This window comes from Acinetobacter sp. YH12086 (genome assembly GCF_013419345.1).
GTDB classification, from domain to species: domain Bacteria; phylum Pseudomonadota; class Gammaproteobacteria; order Pseudomonadales; family Moraxellaceae; genus Acinetobacter; species Acinetobacter amyesii.
The window spans coordinates 39,343-61,175 of record NZ_VPAF01000014.1; the positions used below are offsets into that span (position 1 = coordinate 39,343).

25 protein-coding genes are annotated in these 21,833 nt (G+C 40.5%); 12 read left to right on the plus strand and 13 right to left on the minus strand.

All coding sequences use genetic code 11. The features are described from left to right. Window positions 1-8 precede the first annotated feature (8 nt). Both FTU29_RS13545 and FTU29_RS13550 read left to right on the plus strand, forming a co-directional pair. On the plus strand, window positions 9-413 hold the full coding sequence (locus FTU29_RS13545) for a nuclear transport factor 2 family protein (RefSeq protein ID WP_078193923.1): 405 nt from the start codon (window positions 9-11) through the stop codon (window positions 411-413). Between the two features lie 203 nt (window positions 414-616). After that, window positions 617-1,708, plus strand: coding sequence for a YheT family hydrolase (locus FTU29_RS13550; protein WP_180122372.1), 1,092 nt, complete (start codon window positions 617-619; stop codon window positions 1,706-1,708). A gap of 37 nt (window positions 1,709-1,745) precedes the next feature. Here FTU29_RS13550 and FTU29_RS13555 read toward each other — a convergent pair whose 3' ends face one another. Both FTU29_RS13555 and dkgB read right to left on the minus strand, forming a co-directional pair. Beyond that, window positions 1,746-2,921 (minus strand): MFS transporter, encoded by a 1,176-nt coding sequence (locus FTU29_RS13555; RefSeq protein ID WP_180122374.1) that lies wholly within the window; start codon window positions 2,919-2,921, stop codon window positions 1,746-1,748. A 1-nt stretch (window position 2,922) separates the two neighbouring features. Continuing rightward, window positions 2,923-3,732 carry a 2,5-didehydrogluconate reductase DkgB gene (gene dkgB / locus FTU29_RS13560; protein WP_180122406.1) on the minus strand — a complete coding sequence of 270 codons (810 nt, stop codon included), beginning with the start codon at window positions 3,730-3,732 and terminating at the stop codon, window positions 2,923-2,925. A 107-nt stretch (window positions 3,733-3,839) separates the two neighbouring features. Between dkgB and FTU29_RS13565 the strand changes: the two genes are divergently transcribed. After that, window positions 3,840-4,724, plus strand: coding sequence for a LysR family transcriptional regulator (locus tag FTU29_RS13565; protein ID WP_180023569.1), 885 nt, complete (start codon window positions 3,840-3,842; stop codon window positions 4,722-4,724). A gap of 112 nt (window positions 4,725-4,836) precedes the next feature. On the opposite strand, the gene FTU29_RS13570 is transcribed toward FTU29_RS13565, so the two are convergent. After that, window positions 4,837-5,250: an internalin gene (locus FTU29_RS13570; RefSeq protein ID WP_111884959.1), complete on the minus strand. Its 414-nt coding sequence runs from the start codon at window positions 5,248-5,250 to the stop codon at window positions 4,837-4,839. A 229-nt stretch (window positions 5,251-5,479) separates the two neighbouring features. On the opposite strand from FTU29_RS13570, the gene FTU29_RS13575 reads away from it, so the two are divergent. The 8 genes from FTU29_RS13575 (at window position 5,480) to FTU29_RS17485 (ending at window position 12,413) form a co-directional block, all read left to right on the plus strand. Continuing rightward, entirely contained in the window at window positions 5,480-7,120 is a 1,641-nt protein-coding gene (locus FTU29_RS13575; RefSeq protein ID WP_180122376.1) for a CTP synthase, read from the plus strand. A 31-nt stretch (window positions 7,121-7,151) separates the two neighbouring features. Beyond that, on the plus strand, window positions 7,152-8,009 hold the full coding sequence (kdsA, locus tag FTU29_RS13580; protein ID WP_078188522.1) for a 3-deoxy-8-phosphooctulonate synthase: 858 nt from the start codon (window positions 7,152-7,154) through the stop codon (window positions 8,007-8,009). Between the two features lie 64 nt (window positions 8,010-8,073). Continuing rightward, complete coding sequence (gene eno, locus FTU29_RS13585) at window positions 8,074-9,363, plus strand: phosphopyruvate hydratase (RefSeq protein ID WP_078188521.1); 1,290 nt, start codon at window positions 8,074-8,076, stop codon at window positions 9,361-9,363. Window positions 9,364-9,379: 16 nt separating this feature from the next. Continuing rightward, the gene (locus FTU29_RS13590; RefSeq protein WP_078188520.1) at window positions 9,380-9,772 is read left to right on the plus strand and encodes a septum formation initiator family protein; all 393 of its coding nucleotides are present in this window, start codon (window positions 9,380-9,382) and stop codon (window positions 9,770-9,772) included. Further along, window positions 9,735-10,460 carry a 2-C-methyl-D-erythritol 4-phosphate cytidylyltransferase gene (ispD, locus tag FTU29_RS13595; protein ID WP_180122378.1) on the plus strand — a complete coding sequence of 242 codons (726 nt, stop codon included), beginning with the start codon at window positions 9,735-9,737 and terminating at the stop codon, window positions 10,458-10,460. The genes FTU29_RS13590 and ispD overlap by 38 nt, the downstream gene beginning before the upstream one ends. An 85-nt stretch (window positions 10,461-10,545) precedes the next feature. Then, complete coding sequence (gene rodA / locus FTU29_RS13600; protein ID WP_078193916.1) at window positions 10,546-11,682, plus strand: rod shape-determining protein RodA; 1,137 nt, start codon at window positions 10,546-10,548, stop codon at window positions 11,680-11,682. 58 nt (window positions 11,683-11,740) lie between these two features. Next, a complete protein-coding gene (locus FTU29_RS17480; RefSeq protein WP_257226932.1) occupies window positions 11,741-12,013 on the plus strand; it encodes a hypothetical protein in 273 nt (90 codons plus the stop codon). Window positions 12,014-12,044: 31 nt separating this feature from the next. Further along, a complete protein-coding gene (locus FTU29_RS17485; protein ID WP_257226933.1) occupies window positions 12,045-12,413 on the plus strand; it encodes a hypothetical protein in 369 nt (122 codons plus the stop codon). A 20-nt stretch (window positions 12,414-12,433) separates the two neighbouring features. Here the strand turns inward: FTU29_RS17485 and FTU29_RS13610 are convergent, their stop codons facing one another. The 10 genes from FTU29_RS13610 to FTU29_RS13655 form a co-directional block, all read right to left on the minus strand. Then, window positions 12,434-12,736, minus strand: coding sequence for a cyd operon YbgE family protein (locus FTU29_RS13610; RefSeq protein ID WP_078188516.1), 303 nt, complete (start codon window positions 12,734-12,736; stop codon window positions 12,434-12,436). A gap of 3 nt (window positions 12,737-12,739) precedes the next feature. Further along, on the minus strand, window positions 12,740-12,841 hold the full coding sequence (gene cydX, locus FTU29_RS13615) for a cytochrome bd-I oxidase subunit CydX (protein ID WP_002120988.1): 102 nt from the start codon (window positions 12,839-12,841) through the stop codon (window positions 12,740-12,742). A 24-nt stretch (window positions 12,842-12,865) separates the two neighbouring features. After that, window positions 12,866-14,011, minus strand: coding sequence for a cytochrome d ubiquinol oxidase subunit II (gene cydB / locus FTU29_RS13620; protein WP_078193913.1), 1,146 nt, complete (start codon window positions 14,009-14,011; stop codon window positions 12,866-12,868). Then, window positions 14,008-15,594 carry a cytochrome ubiquinol oxidase subunit I gene (locus tag FTU29_RS13625; RefSeq protein ID WP_078188514.1) on the minus strand — a complete coding sequence of 529 codons (1,587 nt, stop codon included), beginning with the start codon at window positions 15,592-15,594 and terminating at the stop codon, window positions 14,008-14,010. Before FTU29_RS13625 ends, cydB begins: the two co-directional genes overlap by 4 nt. Beyond that, window positions 15,594-15,785 (minus strand): cytochrome oxidase putative small subunit CydP, encoded by a 192-nt coding sequence (cydP, locus tag FTU29_RS13630; RefSeq protein ID WP_078188513.1) that lies wholly within the window; start codon window positions 15,783-15,785, stop codon window positions 15,594-15,596. The genes FTU29_RS13625 and cydP overlap by 1 nt, the downstream gene beginning before the upstream one ends. A 523-nt stretch (window positions 15,786-16,308) precedes the next feature. Beyond that, window positions 16,309-17,388 (minus strand): porin, encoded by a 1,080-nt coding sequence (locus tag FTU29_RS13635; RefSeq protein WP_180122380.1) that lies wholly within the window; start codon window positions 17,386-17,388, stop codon window positions 16,309-16,311. A gap of 310 nt (window positions 17,389-17,698) precedes the next feature. After that, window positions 17,699-18,112 (minus strand): HIT family protein, encoded by a 414-nt coding sequence (locus FTU29_RS13640; protein WP_078188511.1) that lies wholly within the window; start codon window positions 18,110-18,112, stop codon window positions 17,699-17,701. A 31-nt stretch (window positions 18,113-18,143) separates the two neighbouring features. Next, on the minus strand, window positions 18,144-18,413 hold the full coding sequence (locus FTU29_RS13645) for a YARHG domain-containing protein (RefSeq protein WP_078188510.1): 270 nt from the start codon (window positions 18,411-18,413) through the stop codon (window positions 18,144-18,146). 88 nt (window positions 18,414-18,501) lie between these two features. Beyond that, on the minus strand, window positions 18,502-19,374 hold the full coding sequence (locus FTU29_RS13650) for an NAD(P)-dependent oxidoreductase (protein ID WP_180116482.1): 873 nt from the start codon (window positions 19,372-19,374) through the stop codon (window positions 18,502-18,504). Window positions 19,375-19,392: 18 nt separating this feature from the next. Beyond that, entirely contained in the window at window positions 19,393-20,487 is a 1,095-nt protein-coding gene (locus tag FTU29_RS13655) for an alpha/beta fold hydrolase (protein ID WP_180122382.1), read from the minus strand. A gap of 142 nt (window positions 20,488-20,629) precedes the next feature. Between FTU29_RS13655 and FTU29_RS13660 the strand changes: the two genes are divergently transcribed. Then, window positions 20,630-21,817 (plus strand): O-succinylhomoserine sulfhydrylase, encoded by a 1,188-nt coding sequence (locus FTU29_RS13660; RefSeq protein WP_180077034.1) that lies wholly within the window; start codon window positions 20,630-20,632, stop codon window positions 21,815-21,817. Window positions 21,818-21,833 lie beyond the last annotated feature (16 nt).

Below are 21,833 nucleotides of genomic sequence, written 5' to 3' on the forward strand. Positions count from 1 at the left end.
ACATAAACATGACTATTGAAACAACAAAAAAATCTGTTGCACGTTGGCACGAAATGCTTAACACACGGGATATGAATATTTTAAATGAACTCTTGGCAGAGGATGTGGTGTTTCGTTCACCTGTCGCGTTTAACCCATATCCAGGTAAGCCTGTAGTAACTTTTATTTTGACCAATGTGATTCAAATTTTTGAAAATTTTACTTACCACCGTGAGTTTTATAGTGAGGATGGCCTCAATGTTGTACTTGAGTTTTCTGCCAATGTTGGCGAGAAAAAGTTAAAAGGGATCGACATGATTCAGTTTAATGAACAAGGTCAGATGATTGATTTTGAAGTCATGCTTCGTCCAAAAAGTGGCTTGGAAGCATTGGCGGCGAAAATGGGTGAGCGCATTATGCAATATCAGCCTTAAATCTGCTGATTTTAAATGCTCATCACAGAATGATAAAAAGCATGATGGATATTGTCATGCTTTTTGCTTTTGAGGCTTAAGCAAACAAATATTGCTAGCGAGATATGGTTTTGTAGATACGTTTTTTTTAATGGGCATTGTTAGTCAAAGTGAAAAGATTGAAATGATTTGCTGTGGTGCGAAGCGAGGTGAAGGTAAGGTCAATGAATAATGTGATTCATAAAGGGCGTCAGGCTCTTTTAAACTTTGTAGATCATGCAATTGGTGCAGAATTACCACAGCTTTATTATCATCCTGAAGGGCAAATGAAAGATGTGCTGCCGAAGTTAAAGCAACTACATGAAAAATATCGTCCTACGCCTTGGTTGTCGAATACTCATGCACATTTACTGTATTTTGATGTCATTAAAAAGCGCCAAGTAAAGCTCAAATACGACGCCATAGAGCAACTAACCATGGCTGATGGTGGAATCACAGCCATTGCATGGTTGGGTTTGGATTTACCTGCGGATGTGCCAACGATGGTGCTTATGCATACGATTACGGGTACGCCTGAAAGTATGCGAGAAGTGGTTCGGGATCTTCATCTATATACAGGTTGGCGCATTGCACTGTGTTTAAGACGTGGTCATGCCAATTTACCGATGCCAGTTGCCAAAATAAACTTATTTGGTTCAACAGATGACCTACGTGAACAGATTGCCTTTATTCAGCAGAAATTTCCCGAATCGAATTTGTATGGCGTCGGTTCATCTGCAGGAACAGGACTATTGGTCCGCTATTTAGGCGAACAAGGGGAGGAAACACCATTTAAAGCGGCTTTTGCTTTATGTCCGGGCTATGACACTGAGCTTGGCTTTAAAAATGTCCATCCTTTTTACAGTAAAATGATGACGAAAAAGCTCTTTCAGAAATTTGTAGAACCCTATTCTGCAACATGGTCAACAACACCATCTTTAATAGAAGTCCTAAAAAGTAAAAATCTGGCACAGTTTGAACGTGCTTATTTCCACATGGCGGGTTTTGCCGATTATGAAAGTTATGCAAAATCTACCAACCCAATTTATGTATTTGAAAATATTAAAATTCCATTGATGATTTTAAATGCCGAAGACGATCCTATTTGCCACATTAAAAACTTTGAACCTTATAAAGAATTAATCCGCTCTTTGCCGAATGTTGTGGTGGTGACCACTAAAAAAGGCAGTCACTGTGGTTATTATGAAGGTCTTGTTGATACCCATTCATGGGCAACCAAATTAATAGCAGATTTTTTAAAGTTATATGCGAACTAAAATATAGCCTACTTTTAGTAGGCTATATTTTGTGAAGTTATTCAGCTTGTGCGCAACATGCAGTTGTTTGAGGTTTAAGCTTCATCTGTATTAATACTAAAATCAACGCTATAGCGCTCAGTGTAGCGCCTGCATAAGACACTGCAGCATAGCTTAGGTTGAGATTTAGCACTGCGGCACCTGCAACAGCGCCCAAAGCATTTCCAAGATTAAATGCACCAATATTCACTGAAGAAGCAAGGCCAGGGGCATCGTGAGCGACTGTCATAACACGCATTTGTAAAGGTGGTACAACGGCAAAGGCTGCTGCTCCCCAGATGATTAATGCAATCGCCGCGCCAATGGTGGTTGTTGCTAAAATTGGAAATAACAGCATCATCAGCATGAGTAAGACTAAAAAGCCAATCAAGGTTTTATCTAAGGATTGATCTGCAAACTTACCACCGAAATGGTTACCAATTGAAAATCCGATCCCGATTAGGACCAACATGAAAGTGATAAGCTCAGGACTTGCGTGGGTAAAGACTTTTAAGCTTGGTGCGATATAGGTATAGAGCGCGAACATAGCTCCAGCACTCATGACCGTGGTGAGCAGTGCTAAAACAACAGGCATGCGTGTTAATACTTTTAACTCTGCTCGTACATCAGGTTTTTCGGTCTGTTGCTGATGGGGTAGTGCTTTCCATAATGCCAACATGGTGATGATGCCAAGTAAGGTGATGGCCGCAAAAGACATACGCCAACCGATATTTTGCCCCACCCATGTTGCGAGTGGCACGCCGCCAATATTGGCAATGGTCAAGCCCATAAACATCATAGCAACGGCACTGGCTTGTTTATCTTTTGGAACAATACTTGCTGCGACGACAGAGCCTAAGCCAAAAAAGGCGCCGTGGTTCAAACTCGTCACTAAACGCGCAGCCATTAAACCTAAATAATCTGGCGCAACTGTGGCAAGCAGATTGCCAAGGGTGAAAATTGTCATTAATAACATGAGTGATGTACGTTTTGAAAAACGTGCAAGCCATAAAGTCATAACGGGTGCGCCAATCATGACACCGATAGCATAGGCACTAATCAACAAACCGGCTTGCGGTATTGATATCGATAGATCTTCTGCAATTTCAGGTAAGAAGCCCATGGGTGAAAATTCAGTGGTACCAATAGCAAATGCACCAATTGCGAGAGCGAGCAGGGTAAAATTAATTTTCATGTTATAGATCCCAAACTGGAGCAAGTTCAAGTGGACTTACTTCACGTGCATTTTTGTCCAGTGTTGCAATGGCCTGCATTTGTTCTGATGTTAAATGAATGTCTTGAGCTTTTAAGTTACTGTTTAAATGTTCACGTTGGGTTGACGATGGAATTATGGCATAACCCTTTTGCAGCGCCCAAGCGAGTGTCACTTGTGCAACTGAAGCTTGGTGTTGTGCTGCAATATCAGAAAGTATTGGGTCATTTAGCACTTTGCCATAAGCCAAGGTTATATAAGAGGTGACATCAATATTTTGCTGTTTTAAGTAAGTCGCAAGTCGTTCATTTTGAAGATAAGGACTCAGTTCAATTTGATTGGTTGCAATATTTTCCAGCCCGATGTGATCAATGGCTTGTTGAGTGAGCTCAATATTAAAATTAGATACACCAATATGTTCAGTCAAACCTTGTTTTTTTGCCTCAAGTAAATGTCCCATTAATTCTGGAATATTGACTCCAAGTGCAGGTGCTGGCCAATGAATAAGTGTGAGGTTAACTGCATCCGTCCTTAATTTAATTAAGCTGTCCTTTAGGCTGGGTATCAGTTTGTCGGCAGCATAATTTTCAGTCCAAATTTTCGTGGTTAAGAAAATATTAGCTCGATTGACCTGACTTTCGTGGATTGCTTGGCCTACTTCTGCTTCATTACCGTAAATTTGTGCGGTGTCTACAGCACGATATCCAAGCTCTAAGGCTGTTTTAATTGAGTGAATGACAGTATCACCTGTCAAACGGAAGGTGCCGACACCAAATGGAGGAACAATCATCAGGAATTCTCTTTTTTTGAATTGATGCTATTGTGCTGCTAATTTTATTGAAGAAAAATGCATGAGTTTGGAATATATTATTGATTAAAAATCACGAATTAGAATATGCAATGAAATCGACCATTGAGGAGCTTCAGGCTTTTACTGTTATTGTAGATAGCGGCTCTATTATCAAAGCAGCAGAAAGGCTGGATCAAACAGCATCTGGTGTCAGCCGCGCATTACAGCGTCTGGAATCTAAATTAAATGTAACCCTGTTGGAACGAACAACCCGCAAAATTAAGCTGACGCAAGAGGGGCAATTATTTTTAGCTAAAACACGGCGGATATTGAATGATTTAAGCGAAGCGGAAGATTCTTTGCTGAAATTAGATGCAGATACTTCGGGTTTGGTGCGAGTCGATTCTGCGATTTCGTTTATTCTGCATATGATCGTTCCCTTGATTCCAGAATTTAATGCGCGTTATCCGCATATACAGATTGAATTGGTGAATCATGATCAAGTGATTGACTTATTAGAGCATAAAGCGGATGTCGCAATTCGCTTTGGGAAATTAAACGACTCCAGTTTGCATGCAAAACTTATTTACAAGAGTCGACTGTGTTTGGTGGCGAGTCCTGAATACCTTCAGCAGCATGGACGTCCGCAAAATGCTGAAGAGCTAACCGCACATGCTTTACTTGGATTTAGTCAAATTACCCATATGAATACTTGGCCGATCCAAGTCGCAGGGAAACCTCTGACGATCCGCCCCAAAATCAAGGCGTCAAATGGTGAAACCATTCGTGAGCTTGCGATTCATGGGATGGGCATCGCTTGTCTTTCGATTTTTATGTTGGAAAAAGATATTGCAGAAGGACGATTGGTACAACTTTTAGACGATCAAATTGAGCCACATGAACAGCTTATTCATGCTGTCTATTATCAACAAGAGCATTTACCGAAACGTGTTCGTTTATTTATTGAATATTTAGCTGAAAAATTACAAGAATAGTTGTGAGAAAAAACAGTGCATTGTTGGGTACATATTTTTATTTACATAGAAACAATAAAAAAACCCGACAATTGCCGGGTTTTTTGATCATTGGTTTGATAAAACTTCGATCTTAGTTCTCTAAAGCTGGTGTTGCAGCAGCAATGGCAGCGGCAACGGCGTCATCTTCAGACTGTGCAGAACCAGAGTTTTGTTTAGGTTGAGTAGCTTGCGCAGGTTTTTCTGCTGCTTTAGGTGCTTCTGCTTTTGGAGCAGGAGCTTCTGCAGGAGGAGTAGGTTCACGACGAATTTCAGTTGTTGTATTCGGTGTTTCTTCACGAATCACTTCAACTTGCTGCTGAGTCGTTTCTTCAACAACTGGTTGTTCTTCAACTGGTTCTAATTGTGTAGGTACAGATGCTGTTGGTTCAGATGCTGCAACTTCAACCTGTTCCTGTTCTTCTTCTTTTGGTGCTTCTTTTTTTACACATGCTGTAAGAAGTAGACCTGTTGCGATTGCACCGCAGATTAAAAGTTTCTTATTCATAATTACACAAAACAAAAAAGTGTGGATTGGATAACTGCATTATAACAGCAAATAAGAATATAGAAATGATAAGAACTTACTCTAAATTTTTATGATAATTGCTGTTACAATAGCCAATTGTTAATTGTTCTATGAATTGATGCGGAATGACTTTGCTTTCTTGGTACAGAGTAAAGTAAAATCGCACAACATTGTAGGCCAATTTAGGCTCCATTGTACGAGAAACTTAATGACCCATTTTATTTTCGTTACTGGTGGTGTTGTATCATCACTAGGTAAAGGTATTTCAGCTGCATCAGTGGCTGCGCTTTTAGAAGCCCGTGGTTTAAAAGTAACCATGGTAAAAATGGATCCATACATTAATGTCGATCCAGGGACTATGAGTCCATTCCAACACGGTGAAGTTTTTGTCACAGAGGATGGTGCTGAAACTGACTTAGACTTGGGTTATTACGAACGTTTCTTGCGTCGTGCGAAAATGACCAAACTGAACAACTTTACTTCAGGACGAGTGTACCAAGATGTCTTGAATAAAGAACGTCGTGGTGATTACCTCGGTGGTACAGTTCAAGTTATTCCACATATTACTGACAATATTAAAGAACGTGTTCTTCGCGCAGGTGAAGGCTATGACGTTGCGATCGTTGAGATCGGCGGTACAGTAGGTGACATTGAATCTCTCCCATTCATGGAATCTGTACGTCAACTTATGGTCGAACTAGGTCATAAGCGCACAATGTTAATGCACTTAACTTTACTCCCATATATTAAGTCAGCTGCTGAATTAAAAACTAAACCAACTCAACACTCTGTAAAAGAGCTTTTGTCGATTGGTATTCAACCAGACATCCTGATCTGCCGTACAGAGCATGATGTTGATGCTGACACTACACGTAAAATTGCGTTATTTACGAACGTTGAAGCACGTGCAGTTGTAGTATGTAAAGATGCGCGTTCTATTTACCAAATTCCACGTACTTTCTATGAACAAAACGTTGATGATTTAATCTGTGAACGTTTTGGCTATAACGATCTTCCTGAAGCTGATTTAACAGATTGGGATAATGTTGTAGATGCATTACTGAACCCTGAATACACAGTTCGTGTAGCGATGGTTGGTAAATACGTTGAACTTCCAGATGCTTACAAATCTGTAAACGAAGCACTTTTACATGCGGGTATTCAAAACCGTGTGAAAGTTCAAATTGATTATGTCAATGCAGAAGAACTTGAAAGCCAAGATGTAAACGACGTATTAAAAGACGCGGATGCAATCTTAGTGCCGGGTGGCTTTGGTGAACGTGGTACAGAAGGCAAAATGAAAGCGATTCGTTTTGCACGTGAAAACGGTGTGCCATTCCTTGGCATCTGTTTAGGTATGCAGTTGGCTGTGATCGAATATGCGCGCAACGTTGCGGGTATTAGCGATGCAACTTCAACTGAATTTAACCGTTCTACAAAATCACCATTGATTGGTCTAATCACTGAATGGTTAGATGAGCGCGGCGAAGTTCAACAACGTAATGCAGATTCTGACTTAGGCGGCACAATGCGTCTTGGTGCTCAAAAATCTGAATTGGTTGCAGGAACAAAAACTGCACAAGTTTACGGTTCTGAAGAGATCGTTGAACGTCATCGTCACCGTTATGAAATGAACAACCGTTATATCTCAGTGCTTGAAGAAAAAGGCATGAAGATTTCAGGTTATTCTCCAGTACAGCGTCTTGTTGAAACTGTTGAAATTCCTGAACATCCTTGGTTTATTGCTGTACAATTCCATCCGGAATTTACAAGTTCACCACGTGATGGACACCCATTATTCGCAGGCTTTATTGATGCTGCTAAAAAGCAGTACCAAAAAGCGAAATAATGTGTTTTTGACTAAACCAGGAAGAGTTTAAATGTCACAATTAAAACCACAGGAAATTGTACGTTTAGGCGATATACAAATGGCAAATCATTTGCCATTTGTACTATTCGGCGGCATGAACGTACTTGAGTCAAAAGACCTTGCTTTTGAAATTGCTGAAACATATGTGGATATCTGCAAACGCTTGGATATTCCGTATGTGTTTAAAGCAAGTTTTGATAAAGCCAATCGTTCAAGCTTGAACTCTTTCCGTGGCCCAGGCCTGGAAAAAGGAATCGAGTGGTTAGCTGACATTAAAAAACACTTTAATGTGCCGATTATTACTGACGTACATGAACCATACCAAGCTGCGCCTGTTGCTGAAGTTGCGGATATTATCCAACTTCCTGCATTTTTAAGCCGTCAAACTGACCTTGTTGAAGCGATGGCGAAAACTGATGCCATCATCAACATTAAAAAAGCACAGTTCCTCGCACCACACGAAATGCGTCATATTTTGCATAAGTGTTTGGAAGCAGGGAATGACAAACTGATTCTTTGTGAACGTGGTTCAGCATTTGGTTACAATAATTTAGTTGTAGACATGTTGGGCTTTGACATCATGAAAGAAATGAATGTCCCTGTGTTCTTTGATGTTACGCATGCGCTTCAAACGCCGGGTGGTCGTGCGGATTCTGCAGGTGGTCGTCGTGCACAAATCACGACACTGGCACGTGCAGGTATGGCGACTGGTTTAGCAGGATTGTTCCTAGAAGCTCATCCAGATCCAGAAAATGCCAAATGTGACGGTCCATGTGCGCTACGCATGTCACAGTTGGAACCTTTCTTGGCACAGTTAAAAGAACTCGATACCTTAGTCAAAGGTTTCGCAAAGTTAGACACACACTAATTCGATACACATTGATGCGTCACTTTTGACGCATCATTTTTATTAATCAACTGAGGAATTGTTCATGAGCCAAATCGTTGACATTCGTGCACGTGAAATTTTGGACTCTCGTGGTAACCCTACCATCGAAGCAGACGTAATCTTAGCCTCTGGCGTTGTAGGCCGTGCATGTGCACCATCTGGTGCTTCAACTGGTTCTCGTGAAGCTTTAGAACTTCGTGACGGCGACAAAGCTCGTTACTTAGGTAAAGGCGTTAAAACAGCGGTTAACAACGTTAACACAGTAATTCGTGATGCATTGTTGGGTAAATCAGTATTCGAACAAAAAGACATTGATAACACAATGATCGCGCTTGACGGTACTGAAAACAAAGAAAAATTAGGTGCGAACGCAACTTTAGCGGTATCGCTAGCTGCTGCGCGCGCTGCTGCTGATGAAAAGAAAATTCCACTTTTCCAATACATCGCAGACCTTCGTAATAACAGCATTTTGACTATGCCTGTTCCAATGATGAACATCCTAAATGGTGGTTCACATGCAGACAACAACGTAGACATTCAAGAATTTATGATTGAGCCAGTTGGCTTCACTTCATTCTCTGAAGCTTTACGCGCTGGTGCTGAAATTTTCCATTCTTTAAAATCAGTTTTAAAGAAACAAGGTCTAAATACTGCAGTTGGTGATGAAGGTGGTTTTGCACCGAACCTTCGTTCTAACGAAGAAGCAATTACAGTAATTCTTGAAGCAATTGAAAAAACTGGCTACAAAGCAGGTTCTGATATTATGCTTGCGCTTGACTGTGCATCTTCAGAATTCTACAAAGATGGTCAATACATCCTTGCAGGTGAAGGCAATAAAGCATTCACAAGCAACCAATTTGCTGACTACCTTGCTGGTTTTGCAAAACAATACCCAATCATCTCAATTGAAGATGGTTTGGACGAGTCTGATTGGGAAGGTTGGTCTTACCTCACTTCAATCCTTGGCGACAAAATCCAATTGGTTGGTGATGACCTATTCGTTACGAATCCTAAAATTCTTCAACGTGGTATCAATGAAAAAGTGGGTAACTCGATTCTGATCAAGTACAACCAAATCGGTACGTTGACTGAAACTCTAGATGCAATCTACCTTGCAAAAGCAAATGGTTACACTACAGTAATTTCACACCGTTCTGGTGAAACTGAAGATTCAACTATTGCGGATCTTGCAGTGGGTACAGCAGCGGGTCAAATCAAAACTGGTTCACTTTGCCGTTCTGACCGTGTAGCGAAATATAACCAATTACTTCGTATTGAAGAATTGACTAATGCTGCATATCGCGGTAAAGCTGAGTTCAAAGGTTTGAACTAAGCAGATCATGCTATCTATGTTAAATGTATTTGACTCCAAAGCGAGTAAAGCATTGTTGGGCCTTGCGATCTTTTTGATCGCAGGGTTTCAATATTTATACTGGTTCGGTGAAGGTGGTTATCATCAACATCAACAACTGAGTCAGAAAATACAACAACAAGTCGAACTCAATGACGAATTAAAAGAACGAAATCGCGTACTTGCAGCTGAAGTATACGATTTAAAAAATGGCGTTGAAGCTATTGAAGAGCATGCTCGTCTAGATTTAGGTTTAATTAAACCGCATGAAACTTTCGTGCAGATGAGTACGATCAGTACTCAGTACAAACCAATTTATATTGATCCAAACGCAAAAGTAGACCTACGTACCAATGAGTCAGAACCAGCCGAACTTCCACCAGAACCTTAAATTGTGGGCTATTATTCCTGCTGCTGGTTCAGGAAGTCGATTTTCTAAAACTGAACTAAAACAATATCAAAACATTGCGGGTCTAACTGTTCTTGAACACACAGTTGCACGTCTCAACCAATTGCCGTTGACGGGCTATGTGTTGGCTATAGGTGAGCAAGATAATGTTGCTCAGACATTGGCACTCACTAATCAAGAGAAGGCACATTTTTGTTTAGGTGGTGCAGAGCGTGTGCATTCTGTACTCAATGCATTGCAATATCTATCTAGGATTGCCAATGATGATGATTGGGTGTTCGTTCATGATGCAGCACGACCATGTGTCTCGCAGTTGAGCTTAGAAAATTTAGTTCAATCGGCAGTAAATTCTGAGCAAAGTGCGATTCTCGCCATTCCCGTACGCGATACTTTAAAGCGAGTTGAAGCGGCGCCACTTATATCAACAACGGTAGATCGTTCAACTTTATGGCAAGCGCAAACACCACAAATTGCCAAATTGGGTGTGCTGAAAAATGCCATTGAACAAGCGCTTGCCGCTGGTGCGACCATCACAGATGAGGCTAGTGCTTTAGAATTTATCGGTGAGCATGTCAATGTCGTCCAAGGTCGTTCGGACAATATTAAAATTACCTATCCTGATGACTTGGAATTGGCACGTTTAATTTTAGCGTCTCAAGTTAATGGATGATTATTTCAAGGAATATTTAAGGGACAGTGATTTTTACTGTCGCTTTAATCTATAATTCCCGCATCCTTTTTAGATCTGTTTCGCAATGATCCCTTCTCAACAGTATCGTTTTTTACGTCAGTCATTACGCGATGGCCGCAGTATAAAACACGATTCTTCTCGATGGGCTAAACTTCATTTAGACCCATGGTTACTTTGCTTCTTGGTACTCAATGCAATATTGGGGCTGATGGTTGTCTATAGTGCGACTGCGGAAGATTCGGGAATGGTACTACGTCAAGCCACAAGTTTTGGTGTGGGCTTTATTGTGATGCTGATCTGCGCGCAAATTCCTCCCAAAGTTTACCAATCCATGAGTCCGTACTTATATGCCATCGGTATATTTTTACTACTATTGGTTTTGGTCATTGGTGAAAAAAGGATGGGGGCGAAACGCTGGATTAGCTTACCGGGTATCGGCAGTATGCAGCCGAGTGAGTTTATGAAATTTGCCATGCCACTGATGATGGCGTGGTATTTTGCGCGAAAACCATTTCCACCGAAATTTTTACAAATCGTCGGGGCGTTAATTTTATTATTGATTCCATTTGCATTGGTCGCTTTACAGCCTGATTTGAATATCGGTTTGATTATTCCGGGTATTTTTGTTTTATTTTTAAGTGGTATGTCGTGGCGTTTAATTGCAGGCGCTTTAACCGCCTTTGCAATTGCAGCACCTGTACTTTGGATGTTTTTTTTACAGGAATATCAGAAAAAACGTGTACTGACGTTATTTGACCCTGAATCTGACGCGCTTGGTGCAGGTTGGAACATTATTCAGTCTAAAATTGCCATTGGTTCAGGCGGGTTAATGGGTAAGGGTTATACCGAAGGGACGCAGTCGCACTTGGGCTATCTGCCAGAGCATCATACTGACTTTATCATGTCGACCTATGCTGAAGAGTTTGGCTTTATTGGTGTATTTCTTTTATTTAGTTTATTTACAGCAATTATTGTTCGCTGTTTGATTATTGGACTAAATTGCTTCCATAATTTTGGACGACTCTATGCAGGAGCGATAGGATTAACTTTCTTCTTTTTTGTATTTTTAAACTCGGGTATGGTCAGTGGGATTTTACCTGTAACAGGTGATCCACTACCGTTGATGAGTTATGGTGGTACAGCCGTAATTGCGATGCTCGCTGGGATGGGGATTGTGATGTCGATTCATACGCATCGTTAAATTTTAAAGCTGGAATTAATCCGGCTTTTTTTATATTTTAAATTTTGGCATTTAAAAAATGGAAGCTGATGTTGATAGATATTTTCGTGATTCTGAATCGATGTTGGATGAGCTATATAACGAGTTAAATCATTCAGCATTTATTGGTGGCGTGCAGCGACTTGATTTGGTCTATGAATGTTGTGAATTATCCATGGAGCATGGTGAAGCCATTTTACAACTTTTAGAATCACGCCAAGATATATCTGCAATCGCATTATTTCGAATTCAATTTGAAGCTGTGGTGAGGGCATATTGGCTACTAATGGTCGCCCCTAATATAGAAATTTGAAATTCAACGAGAAGAAGAGTTGCTTCAGAATGTGAAAATTCCTACCGCAGCTGAAATAATTACAAAGTTAGAAAATGTTGTAGAAATTAAGCATATTGTTGAAATGTTTAAAGAGTTTAAATTCTATTCGTTAAAGAATTTGCATTCGATTGTGCATACTGGTCGAAACTCATTAATTCAGCGAAAAGCTGGGTTGGCGGATGCTCAGCGCATAATAATAGTGAAGCAAGTCAATGGATTTATCATAATGGCAGCTCAAATTTTGCTAAGGCATGCCGCTAAAGAAAAATATATTCATCATATCCATGAAAAATTTAGAGGCTGTTTTCAAATGCAAGACGATATTACAGCAGAAAAAAAAGCCGAAATTGATCGTAAATATAATAAAGCCCTCAAGTGAGGGCTTTATTTAGATATTAATTAATGTAGGAACCATGTGTAGTAGCCCCATAACATGAGTGGCCAAGCGAGGAAGGGGCTAAAAAGCCATTTCCAGAACCAATGGTGTGGTGTAAAACCCACACCATGCACAAAACCACCTGAAATACCTATCATGATGAACATCAGCGCTCGATGGCTATATCCACCATTGTCATCCAGCATGGCAGCAGGATGTACAAGTAACACGGCTGCCAAAGGAAAAGCTAACAGGCAGGAAATGACCATTGCAAATTTATTTGGCTTCTTTTCTACAAGTGATTTTTCTACAGCAGCATCAGTCATTTGTTATTCCTCATCTAGATCTTGATGATGTTCGATGTAAAGCGCACTAAGTACACCTGCAAAACATGCCATCAAAATACCGAGAATCCAAGCAAAATACCACATCGTCTTTTCTCCTTAGACACAGCCTTAGTATAGGCTGTGTGAATTCTCTTCAATATGTTTGTTAGTGACCACACCCCACATCTTGTAGTAACACCAAGTTGTGTAGCACAGGATAATTGGGACAAAAATACACGCGGCAACTGTCATCACAGTCAGGGTATTTTTACTTGAAACCGCATCCCACATAGTCAAACTTACAGTTGGGTTGATGCTCGATGGCATAAGGAAAGGGAACAATGCAAAACCAGCGGTTAAGATTGCACCAATGACTGCCAAGCTTGAACCAAGGAAGCTGAAACCTGCTTTGCCTTTACCTGCGGCAAGGATGATGATCAGTGCACCTAAAATAGCCATGATTGGCGCAATCATAGTAATAGGATAAATACTATAATTGTTCATCCAACCTGGATTGGCATTGGTGATCACTTCTTTAGCCAATGGGTTAGCAACGCCATTTGTGTCAAATGGTTGCGCTAATGTGTAGCCTTGGATATTACCGAAGTATAACCATGCGCCTGCAAGTAAGAAGCAAACCAAGAATACGATACCCATAAGTTGAGTCGCTTTTGCAGAGCGTGCACGTAGGTCGCCGTCTGTACGAAGCATGAGCCATGCACCACCATGAGCGCAAAGCATAGATAAACTCACAATACCGCAAACTAAAGCAAATGGGTTAAGCAGTGCAAAGAAGCTACCTGTATAAGTTGAGCGAACAGTTTCGTCCATAGTGAATGGAACACCAAGGAACATATTACCAAATGCAACACCAAATACGAGGGCAGGAACGGCACCACCAATTGCTAAACCCCAGTCCCAAGAATTACGCCACTTGGTATTTTCGAGTTTAGAACGGTAGTCAAAACCGACTGGACGTAAGAAGAGGGCGAAGAGTACCAGTAACAGTGCCCAGTACATGCCTGAGAATGCAGTTGCATATACCATTGGCCATGCTGCAAACAGTGCACCACCGGCAGTAATAAACCAAACTTGGTTACCGTCCCAGTGTGGGGCAATCGTATTGATTGCCGCACGACGTTCTTCGTCTTTTTTACCTACGAATGGCATGATCGCCATTGAGCCCATATCGAAGCCATCGGTGAGGGCGAAGCCGATCAGTAGGACACCGACTAAGACCCACCAAATGATTTTGAGTAATTCATATTCGATCATGCTTGAGCCTCCTCATTTGCCTTTTTTGCAGCTTCAAGTTTCTCGAAGTGGTATTTACCAGTATGTAGAGAACTTGGGCCAAGGCGTGAGAATTTAATCATTAAGTACATTTCAATGATCAGCAGTACAGTGTAGAACGCTGCCAATGCAAGGATAGAACCCCATACATCACCTGTACTTAAGCTAGAAGCTGAAAGGTGTGTAGGTAGGACTTCACCAATGGTCCATGGTTGACGACCAACTTCGGCAACATACCAACCTGTTTGCGCAGCAATCCAAGGGAGTGGAAGTGCAAACAAGGCAAATTTCAATAACCATGGTTTGTTTTCTGCATTACGTTTACCGACAGCAAAGGTAGCCAGTACGAACAGAAGGAGCATTAAGAAGCCAGAAGCAACCATTGCACGGAATGCCCAGAACAAGCTTGGAACATGTGGAATAGTGTCTTTTGCAGCAGCTTTGATTTGTTCGTCAGAAGCATCGACCACTTTGTCTGTGTATTTTTTCAGAAGCAAACCATAGCCCAAGTCTTTTTGAGACTCAGCAAATGCTGCTTTAAGTTCAGGAGACGTATCGCCTGCACGAAGTTGTTCTAACTGTGAGTAAGCCACCATACCGTTACGAATACGCGCTTCGTGTTGTACGATCAGGTCTTTAATACCTGTTACTTCTTTATCAGTTGAACGTGTTGCGATAATCCCCATGACATAAGGAATTTTGATCGCGTAGTCAGTAGACATAGTTTCTTTATTTGGAATACCAAACAAAGTAAATGGCGCTGGAGCTGGGTGAGTGTCCCATTCAGCTTCAATCGCAGCAAGTTTAGTTTTTTGTACATCACCAATTTCATAACCAGATTCATCACCCAGTAAGATCACTGAAAGTGTAGAAGCTAAACCAAAGATTGCAGCGATAGCGAATGAACGACGAGCAAATGGCAAGTCACGTTTTTTTAATAAGTAGTAACTTGAAATGGCTAGTACGAAAATAGCACCAGTCACATAACCTGCAGATACGGTATGTACGAATTTAACCTGAGCTACAGGGTTGAAAATCAGTGCACCGAAGTCCACCATTTCCATACGCATAGTTTCATAGTTAAAAGCGGAACCGACTGGGTTTTGCATCCAACCATTGGCTACTAAAATCCATAGTGCAGACATGTTCGAGCCAAGTGCAACTAACCAAGTTACAGCCAAATGCTGAACTTTAGATAGGCGATCCCAGCCGAAGAAGAATAAACCAATAAATGTTGATTCAAGGAAGAATGCCATCAGACCTTCAATGGCTAATGGTGCACCGAAAATATCACCGACATAGTGTGAGTAATACGCCCAGTTAGTACCGAACTGAAACTCCATGGTCAAACCAGTAGTAACACCTAATGCGAAGTTAATACCGAAGAGTTTTCCCCAGAATTTAGTCATGTCTTTATAAATTTCTTTGCCAGAAATCACATAAGTGGTTTCCATGATGGCAAGAATAAAAGCCAGACCTAAAGTCAGTGGAACAAAAATAAAGTGATACATCGCGGTCATTGCAAATTGGAACCGCGAAAGATCGACCACGCTTTCAGAAATCATCAACGTGTCTCCTTGATTTGGGAAGGACTGCCAGCAATATGCTCGGCAACTTGATTGTCAAAGTTTTTAGGGATAGTAGGGGCGTCGAACCAGATGTTCTTAATGATCATTAAAATAATCACTTTAATTATTAGTATTGCGGTTATTTCTCTGACCACACGACGATTTAAATCTTTGAATTTTAAGCTCATGGAGATAAGCCTATTCTTTAAACTTGTACTATATTATTAACAAATATATACAAAAAGCAATTAGGTTGAACAGTTAAAATAAAAATATATTATTAAGTAATTTAAATACAATTACTTATAGTGTTTAATAGTTAAAAAATAAACTAATTTTTTTATTTTAAATACTTGACTAAAACACTTGTGTTTAATTATTTCAAATCCGACTAAAACGCTTATATTTATATTTTAAATTCTGACTAATTTACTATATTTACTAAAAGTTACATTATTAATAATGAGAATCTTTATTGAGTGAATAAGATTTTTATTTGTTATGTTTAAGTTTTGCTAAAAAAAAGGGCTATTCATGTAGTGCTGTTAAACGATCTCTATATGGTTAATGTTAAAGAGGCTGGACTAAGTTTTTTAAATACTTTTTAAATATTTGATACATGATGAACTTAGCTTATTTTAGTCTTGAGACACTATATTTGAGTAAAAAAAAGACATACCGGAGTATGTCTTTTGGGGGAGATATTGCAGCTTAGAAGTCGTAACGCAGACCAAGAGAAAGTGCAGTTGCATTTTCATCACCGATCCCTGCGATACCGTTACCGAAGCTACGACCTTCTTTCCAAGGGTTAAGTTTAGAGTTTTTGTCGTTAAGCACAGTTGCTAGGTTGCCGTATACGCGTAAAGTGCTATCCAACTTATGTTCTACACCCACACCGATCAAGCTTGCATTAGCATCATCAGCATCTACGTCACGGTAGAAGTATTCACCGCGTACTGAGGTTTTAGGCGTTACTTTATATTCGCCAGCTACACCAAAAACTTGAGCATCTGGGTTGGTTGTATCGTTGTCGTGTTTCGCAATTTGGTATAAAGCACCCAAGTTCAATTCTTCAGTTAACTTATATGCACCGGCAATGCGGAATGCATCTCGACTTGCGCCACCTGCTGCGTTTGCTGCATTTTCATCATACTTTTCGTATGCTGCTGCAAAATCAATTGGACCTTCTTTATAAGTTAGAGCAAGGTCATAGGCTTTGTTGTCATCTTTGCCTTCGCCATCTGCTTCACGGTCAATTTGTGTACCTGAATGCATCGACATTGCAGCTAATACATTGAAACCACCGCCAAATTTTGGCGATTTATATTCAATGGTGTTTTCATTACGTTCATCAAATTTTAAGTTGCCTACACGTGTTACGTTACGAACGTCACCAACCATGTCACCGAAGAAGTTCACAGGGCTACGTGCGACTTTAAATGGGCTGTCAAAACGACCTACACGTGCTTGACCATAAGTTGAACTTTTTAAACCCACGAATGTGTCACGTGTTGAAAAATCTACCCCTTTGCTGTCTTGGCTACCGCTTGCAAAGTTTACTTCTTGCTCAATTTGAGCGAATACGTTGAGGTCATCATTAATTTTTTGATCTACTTTGAAGCCTAAGCGTGAAGCGTTAGAAGAAAGACCAACTTCGTTGTAATCTTTACCATCATCTAGATAGTCAAGAGAGACATGTGCACGGCCATAAATTTTTACATCTGCAGCAGACGCCATCATTGGTGTAAGAATTGTTGCCCCGATTGCTAATGCACATAGAGTTTTTTTCATTTGAAGCTCCAGAAGACTTTTCCAGTCATATCAATATGTTTTATCAGTAGCTTGGCTAGAAGTAATTTCGCTATCTAATGGCGCTAAGTATTCATTACAAATAAGACAGTTCTATTAAGGAAATATTTCAAAACGGTGAAAGGTGATTTTTGGTTTAAATTGCTTTTATACTTATAAAAAATAATATTTATTAAATGCTTAGAGTTGTATTGAACAGTAAATTTTGCAGCTAAAAGTTCTTGGGATAATATTCGAGACATAAAAAATGGAGCCGAAGCTCCATTGATCATCACTTTAAATTCAATTGAACTTAAAGTGCTGCTTTGATTTTTTCGCCAATGGCTTTGATTTTTTCCATATCGCCCATTTGTGCGGCATGTTTACCTAGTTCATGGACTGAAGTCGGAATCAGGTGGAAATGCACATGCGGAACAGTTTGACCCGCAGCAGCGCCAGACAACTGCATCAATACGATACCTTTCACGTCTAAGGCTTTTTCCATTGCTTTCGCAACTTTTTGAGCTACCTGAATGGTATAAGCAGCCGCTTCTGGATCTAAATCAAGCAGCGTAATAGCAGGGGTTTTAGGAATTACGAGCGTATGACCTTCGGCCTGTGGCATGACATCCATAAAAGCGAGTACTTGATCATCTTCATAGACTTTAAACGCAGGAAGTTCTCCACGTAAAATCCGAGCAAAAATATTTTGATCATCATAAGTCATTGCTAAATTCCTTGAGCGAATTGAATCGTAATTATTTACAGTTCAATTCTTTCTGACGATCTTTGATCGCGTCAAGTCGTTGTTGCTCTTTTTCTGAAAATTTAGGCTTAGTTGTGTAGCAATTGTCATTGCCAAACTTCGCTTTAGCATCAGGATCTTTAAAGCAGAAACCTTTCGACGCATAAATCACATCATGGTCATTTTTCAACTTTTGGCATTCTTGCTCAGATGCTAAAACAGCAGTAGAAGCCCCGATTAAAGTTACAGCACCTAGCAAAGTTGCGAGGGTAAATTTGTTCATGCGAGTTTCCTCTGTCATTTGTAACAATGTGTGTTATGACACTAGAGTACAATATGATGGTTATTTATCGTTATTCAATGGCGAGTTATTACTCAATTGTAATTTTACTCCATTTTTCATACATAATCATAGCGCTTGAAAAATCACTGTTTTCTTCAGCTTGATCGCTTGCTGCTTGGATTAAATTTTGCGTCAAAGAGAGCACAGGTGCTGAAAGTTTTGCTTGTCGCACCAGATCAACAGCAATTCCCGTATCTTTTGCAAGTAATGGAAGTGCAAAGGTTAATGGGAAGCTACGATTCAGTACGCGCTGAGGTAAAACTGTTTCAGTCACATTACTTTTACCACTCGACGCATTAATACAATCGAGTGCCTCATGTAAGTCTACGCCATGCGCTTTTAAGGTGGTGAATCCTTCAGCAACTGCACAAAGATTTACAGCCATTAACATGTTGTTTACAGCTTTAACAGCAAAACCCGCACCCGGTTCACCCACATGTTTAATCAGTCTGCCAAATGTTTGGATCGCAGGTAATGCACGTTCAAAGGCTGCTGCGTCACCACCAATCATGACGGTTAATGTTCCCGTTTCAGCGCCAATGGTTTGTCCACTCACAGGGGCGTCTAAGAACGAAACGTTTTGTTGCTTTAAGGCTGCAGCGAGTTTTTTTGCAGATTCTGGCACACCGCTGGTACAGTCGACCCAAATCGAGCCTGATTTCAGCGTCACACTCGCAATTAAATTTTCAACATCTTGGCTGATGGGTAGGCATGAAAAAATAATGTCCGCTTGTACTGCTTGCTCTAATGCAACCGCTTGCGTACCAAATTCAGCAGCATGTTGCTCTGCCTTGGTAAAGTTTCGATTCCAGACATAAACCGTGTCGAACTGTTTTGGTAGGTGCGCTGCCATACGGTAACCCATTGCGCCCAATCCGATAAATGCAACTGACTGAATCATCTTTACCCTCTAAATTTTTTATTTCAATAAACTGGATCTTTGTGTAAGCCACTGGGTCAAAGTTGGCCAAAATTGATTGGCACTTTTTTGACTCGACATCAGGCCGAGGTGACCACCGGGAATGAGAGTAAACGTGACATCTTGACTACTTGTCAATTCGCCTAAAGGACTTGCTGCATCAGCAGTAACGATTTGATCGGTAGAACCCGCGCCAATCAACAAAGAGCAGTGGATATTTTTTAATTTAATAACTTTATCTTTCAATTGAATAATGCCGTTTTTAAGTGGATTTTGTAGCCAAACATTGAACACCATGTCTTGGTTAATTCCACCCGGATAGTCAATCATGTGATTGAGAAAATCGCCCATGGTTGCATGTTCATACAGATCATGCAGATTATCTAAGTTAGATAAAAATTTTTTTTGGCTTTTGAACCAACCCAGTGGATCGACGATTTTAAATCCAATCGCATTGAGCACACCCGGTGTATGGATAAAATGTTTAGGGATTTTCCCTGTGTAGACCGTATCTTGTAAATTCTTACTACGTGAAAGCAAGCGATTGGTTTTTTGAAATAGCTTTCCGATACGACCTGAGGCATAGCTATCAATCGGCGCGCCCATCACCATTAGATTTTTAACATGTTCAGGTTGATGTAATGCGGTATACAGCGTGACAAAGACTCCAGCCATACTCCAACCGTGTAGCGAGATGTATCGACTATCTGCATGCTCACAAATTTGATCAATACAATGTGGAATCACATCATCAATAAACGATAGAAAATTTAAGAAACGATCTTGATAGTTTAATTTTCCCCATTCCAGCAAATAGACATCAAAGCCACTGTGTTGAAAATGTTTAACCAATGAGCGATATGGATACAAATCATAAATCGCCATATTGATGGCCAGTGGAGCAACAAACACTAAGGGTTCTTTGTATTTACGATCAGGCGAAGCGTAATACCGAACTTTTGCATGTTTATATTCAGTAATTACTTCATAGGGTGTCGATTGAGAAAGGACCAACGATTTTGCATTAAACACACGTGTAGACAAGTGTTTAATTTTCTTTTGCTGCGCCAGAAATTTCTGTTTGAAAGGGTGCATAACTGTCAATTGCCTAAGTCCTTGTAGGATTGGTCGAAGTCTAAGCGATAATTTAGTATTTTACCTTGACCTTAAATAGCTTAGACGCTCAAAATATTGGCAATTCTTCACAAAGGCAGTTCTTCGCGACTGAGTAATACAGATGAGCCAACAAGACGACATCGAATACCAATTAGAGACTTTAGCGATTCGTACAGGTCATACTCGTACTTTTGAGGGTGAACATAGTGAGCCAATTTTCCTGACTTCATCATTTGTTTGTGAAAGTGCAGCAGATGCCGCAGCAAAATTTTCAGGTCAAATTGAAGGCAATACCTATTCACGTTATACCAATCCAACTGTACAAGCTTTCGAAAAACGTTTAGCTGTTTTGGATGGTGCTGAAGCCGCTGTTGCGACAAGTTCAGGTATGGCGGGCGTACACGCGATCACTTTGGCATATTTGAAAGCTGGCGATCATGTGGTGTGTTCACGTGCTGTCTTTGGTTCGATCATTTCTCTGTTTGAAAAATATGTCATCAAATTTGGTGTTGACGTTACTTTTGTTGATTTGGAAGATTTAGATGCTTGGAAACAAGCGATTCGTCCAACGACACGCCTCTTGTTTATTGAAACACCGTCAAACCCATTAGCTCAAGTAGGGGATTTACAAGCCATTGCTGATATTGCACATGCGCATGGGGCATTATTTGCAGTCGATAATACTTTCTGTACACCGGTGTTACAGCAACCGATTAAATTTGGTGCGGACCTCGTGATCTACTCATCAACAAAATATATTGATGGTCAAGGTCGTGCGCTCGGTGGTGCTGTTGTAGGTAGTGCAAAATTGATGGAAGAGATTACAGGTGTTATTCGTACACTGGGTAACTCGATGAGTCCATTCAATGCATGGATCTTCCTGAAAGGCCTAGAAACTTTAAGCTTACGTATGAAAGCTCACTGTGTAAGTGCTCAGACTTTAGCTGAATGGTTGGATGCACACCCGAAAGTTGAAAAAGTGTACTATGCGGGACTTCCAAATCACGAAGGTCATGAGTTGGCGAAAAAACAACAAAAAGGCTTTGGCGGAGTTGTATCGTTTGTTGTGAAAGGCGAACGTGAAGGCGCTTGGACAGTGATTGATAATACTAAGTTCCTTTCTATTACAAGTAACTTGGGTGATGTTAAGTCAACAATTACCCATCCTGCAACGACTTCTCATGGCAGAATGTCAGCAGAAGCGAAAAAAGCAGCAGGGATTAGCGAAGGTTTAATTCGCGTATCTGTTGGTTTAGAAGATATTAATGATATTATTCGCGATCTTTCACGCGGTTTAGATCTTATCTAAAGTGAATTCATCAGTT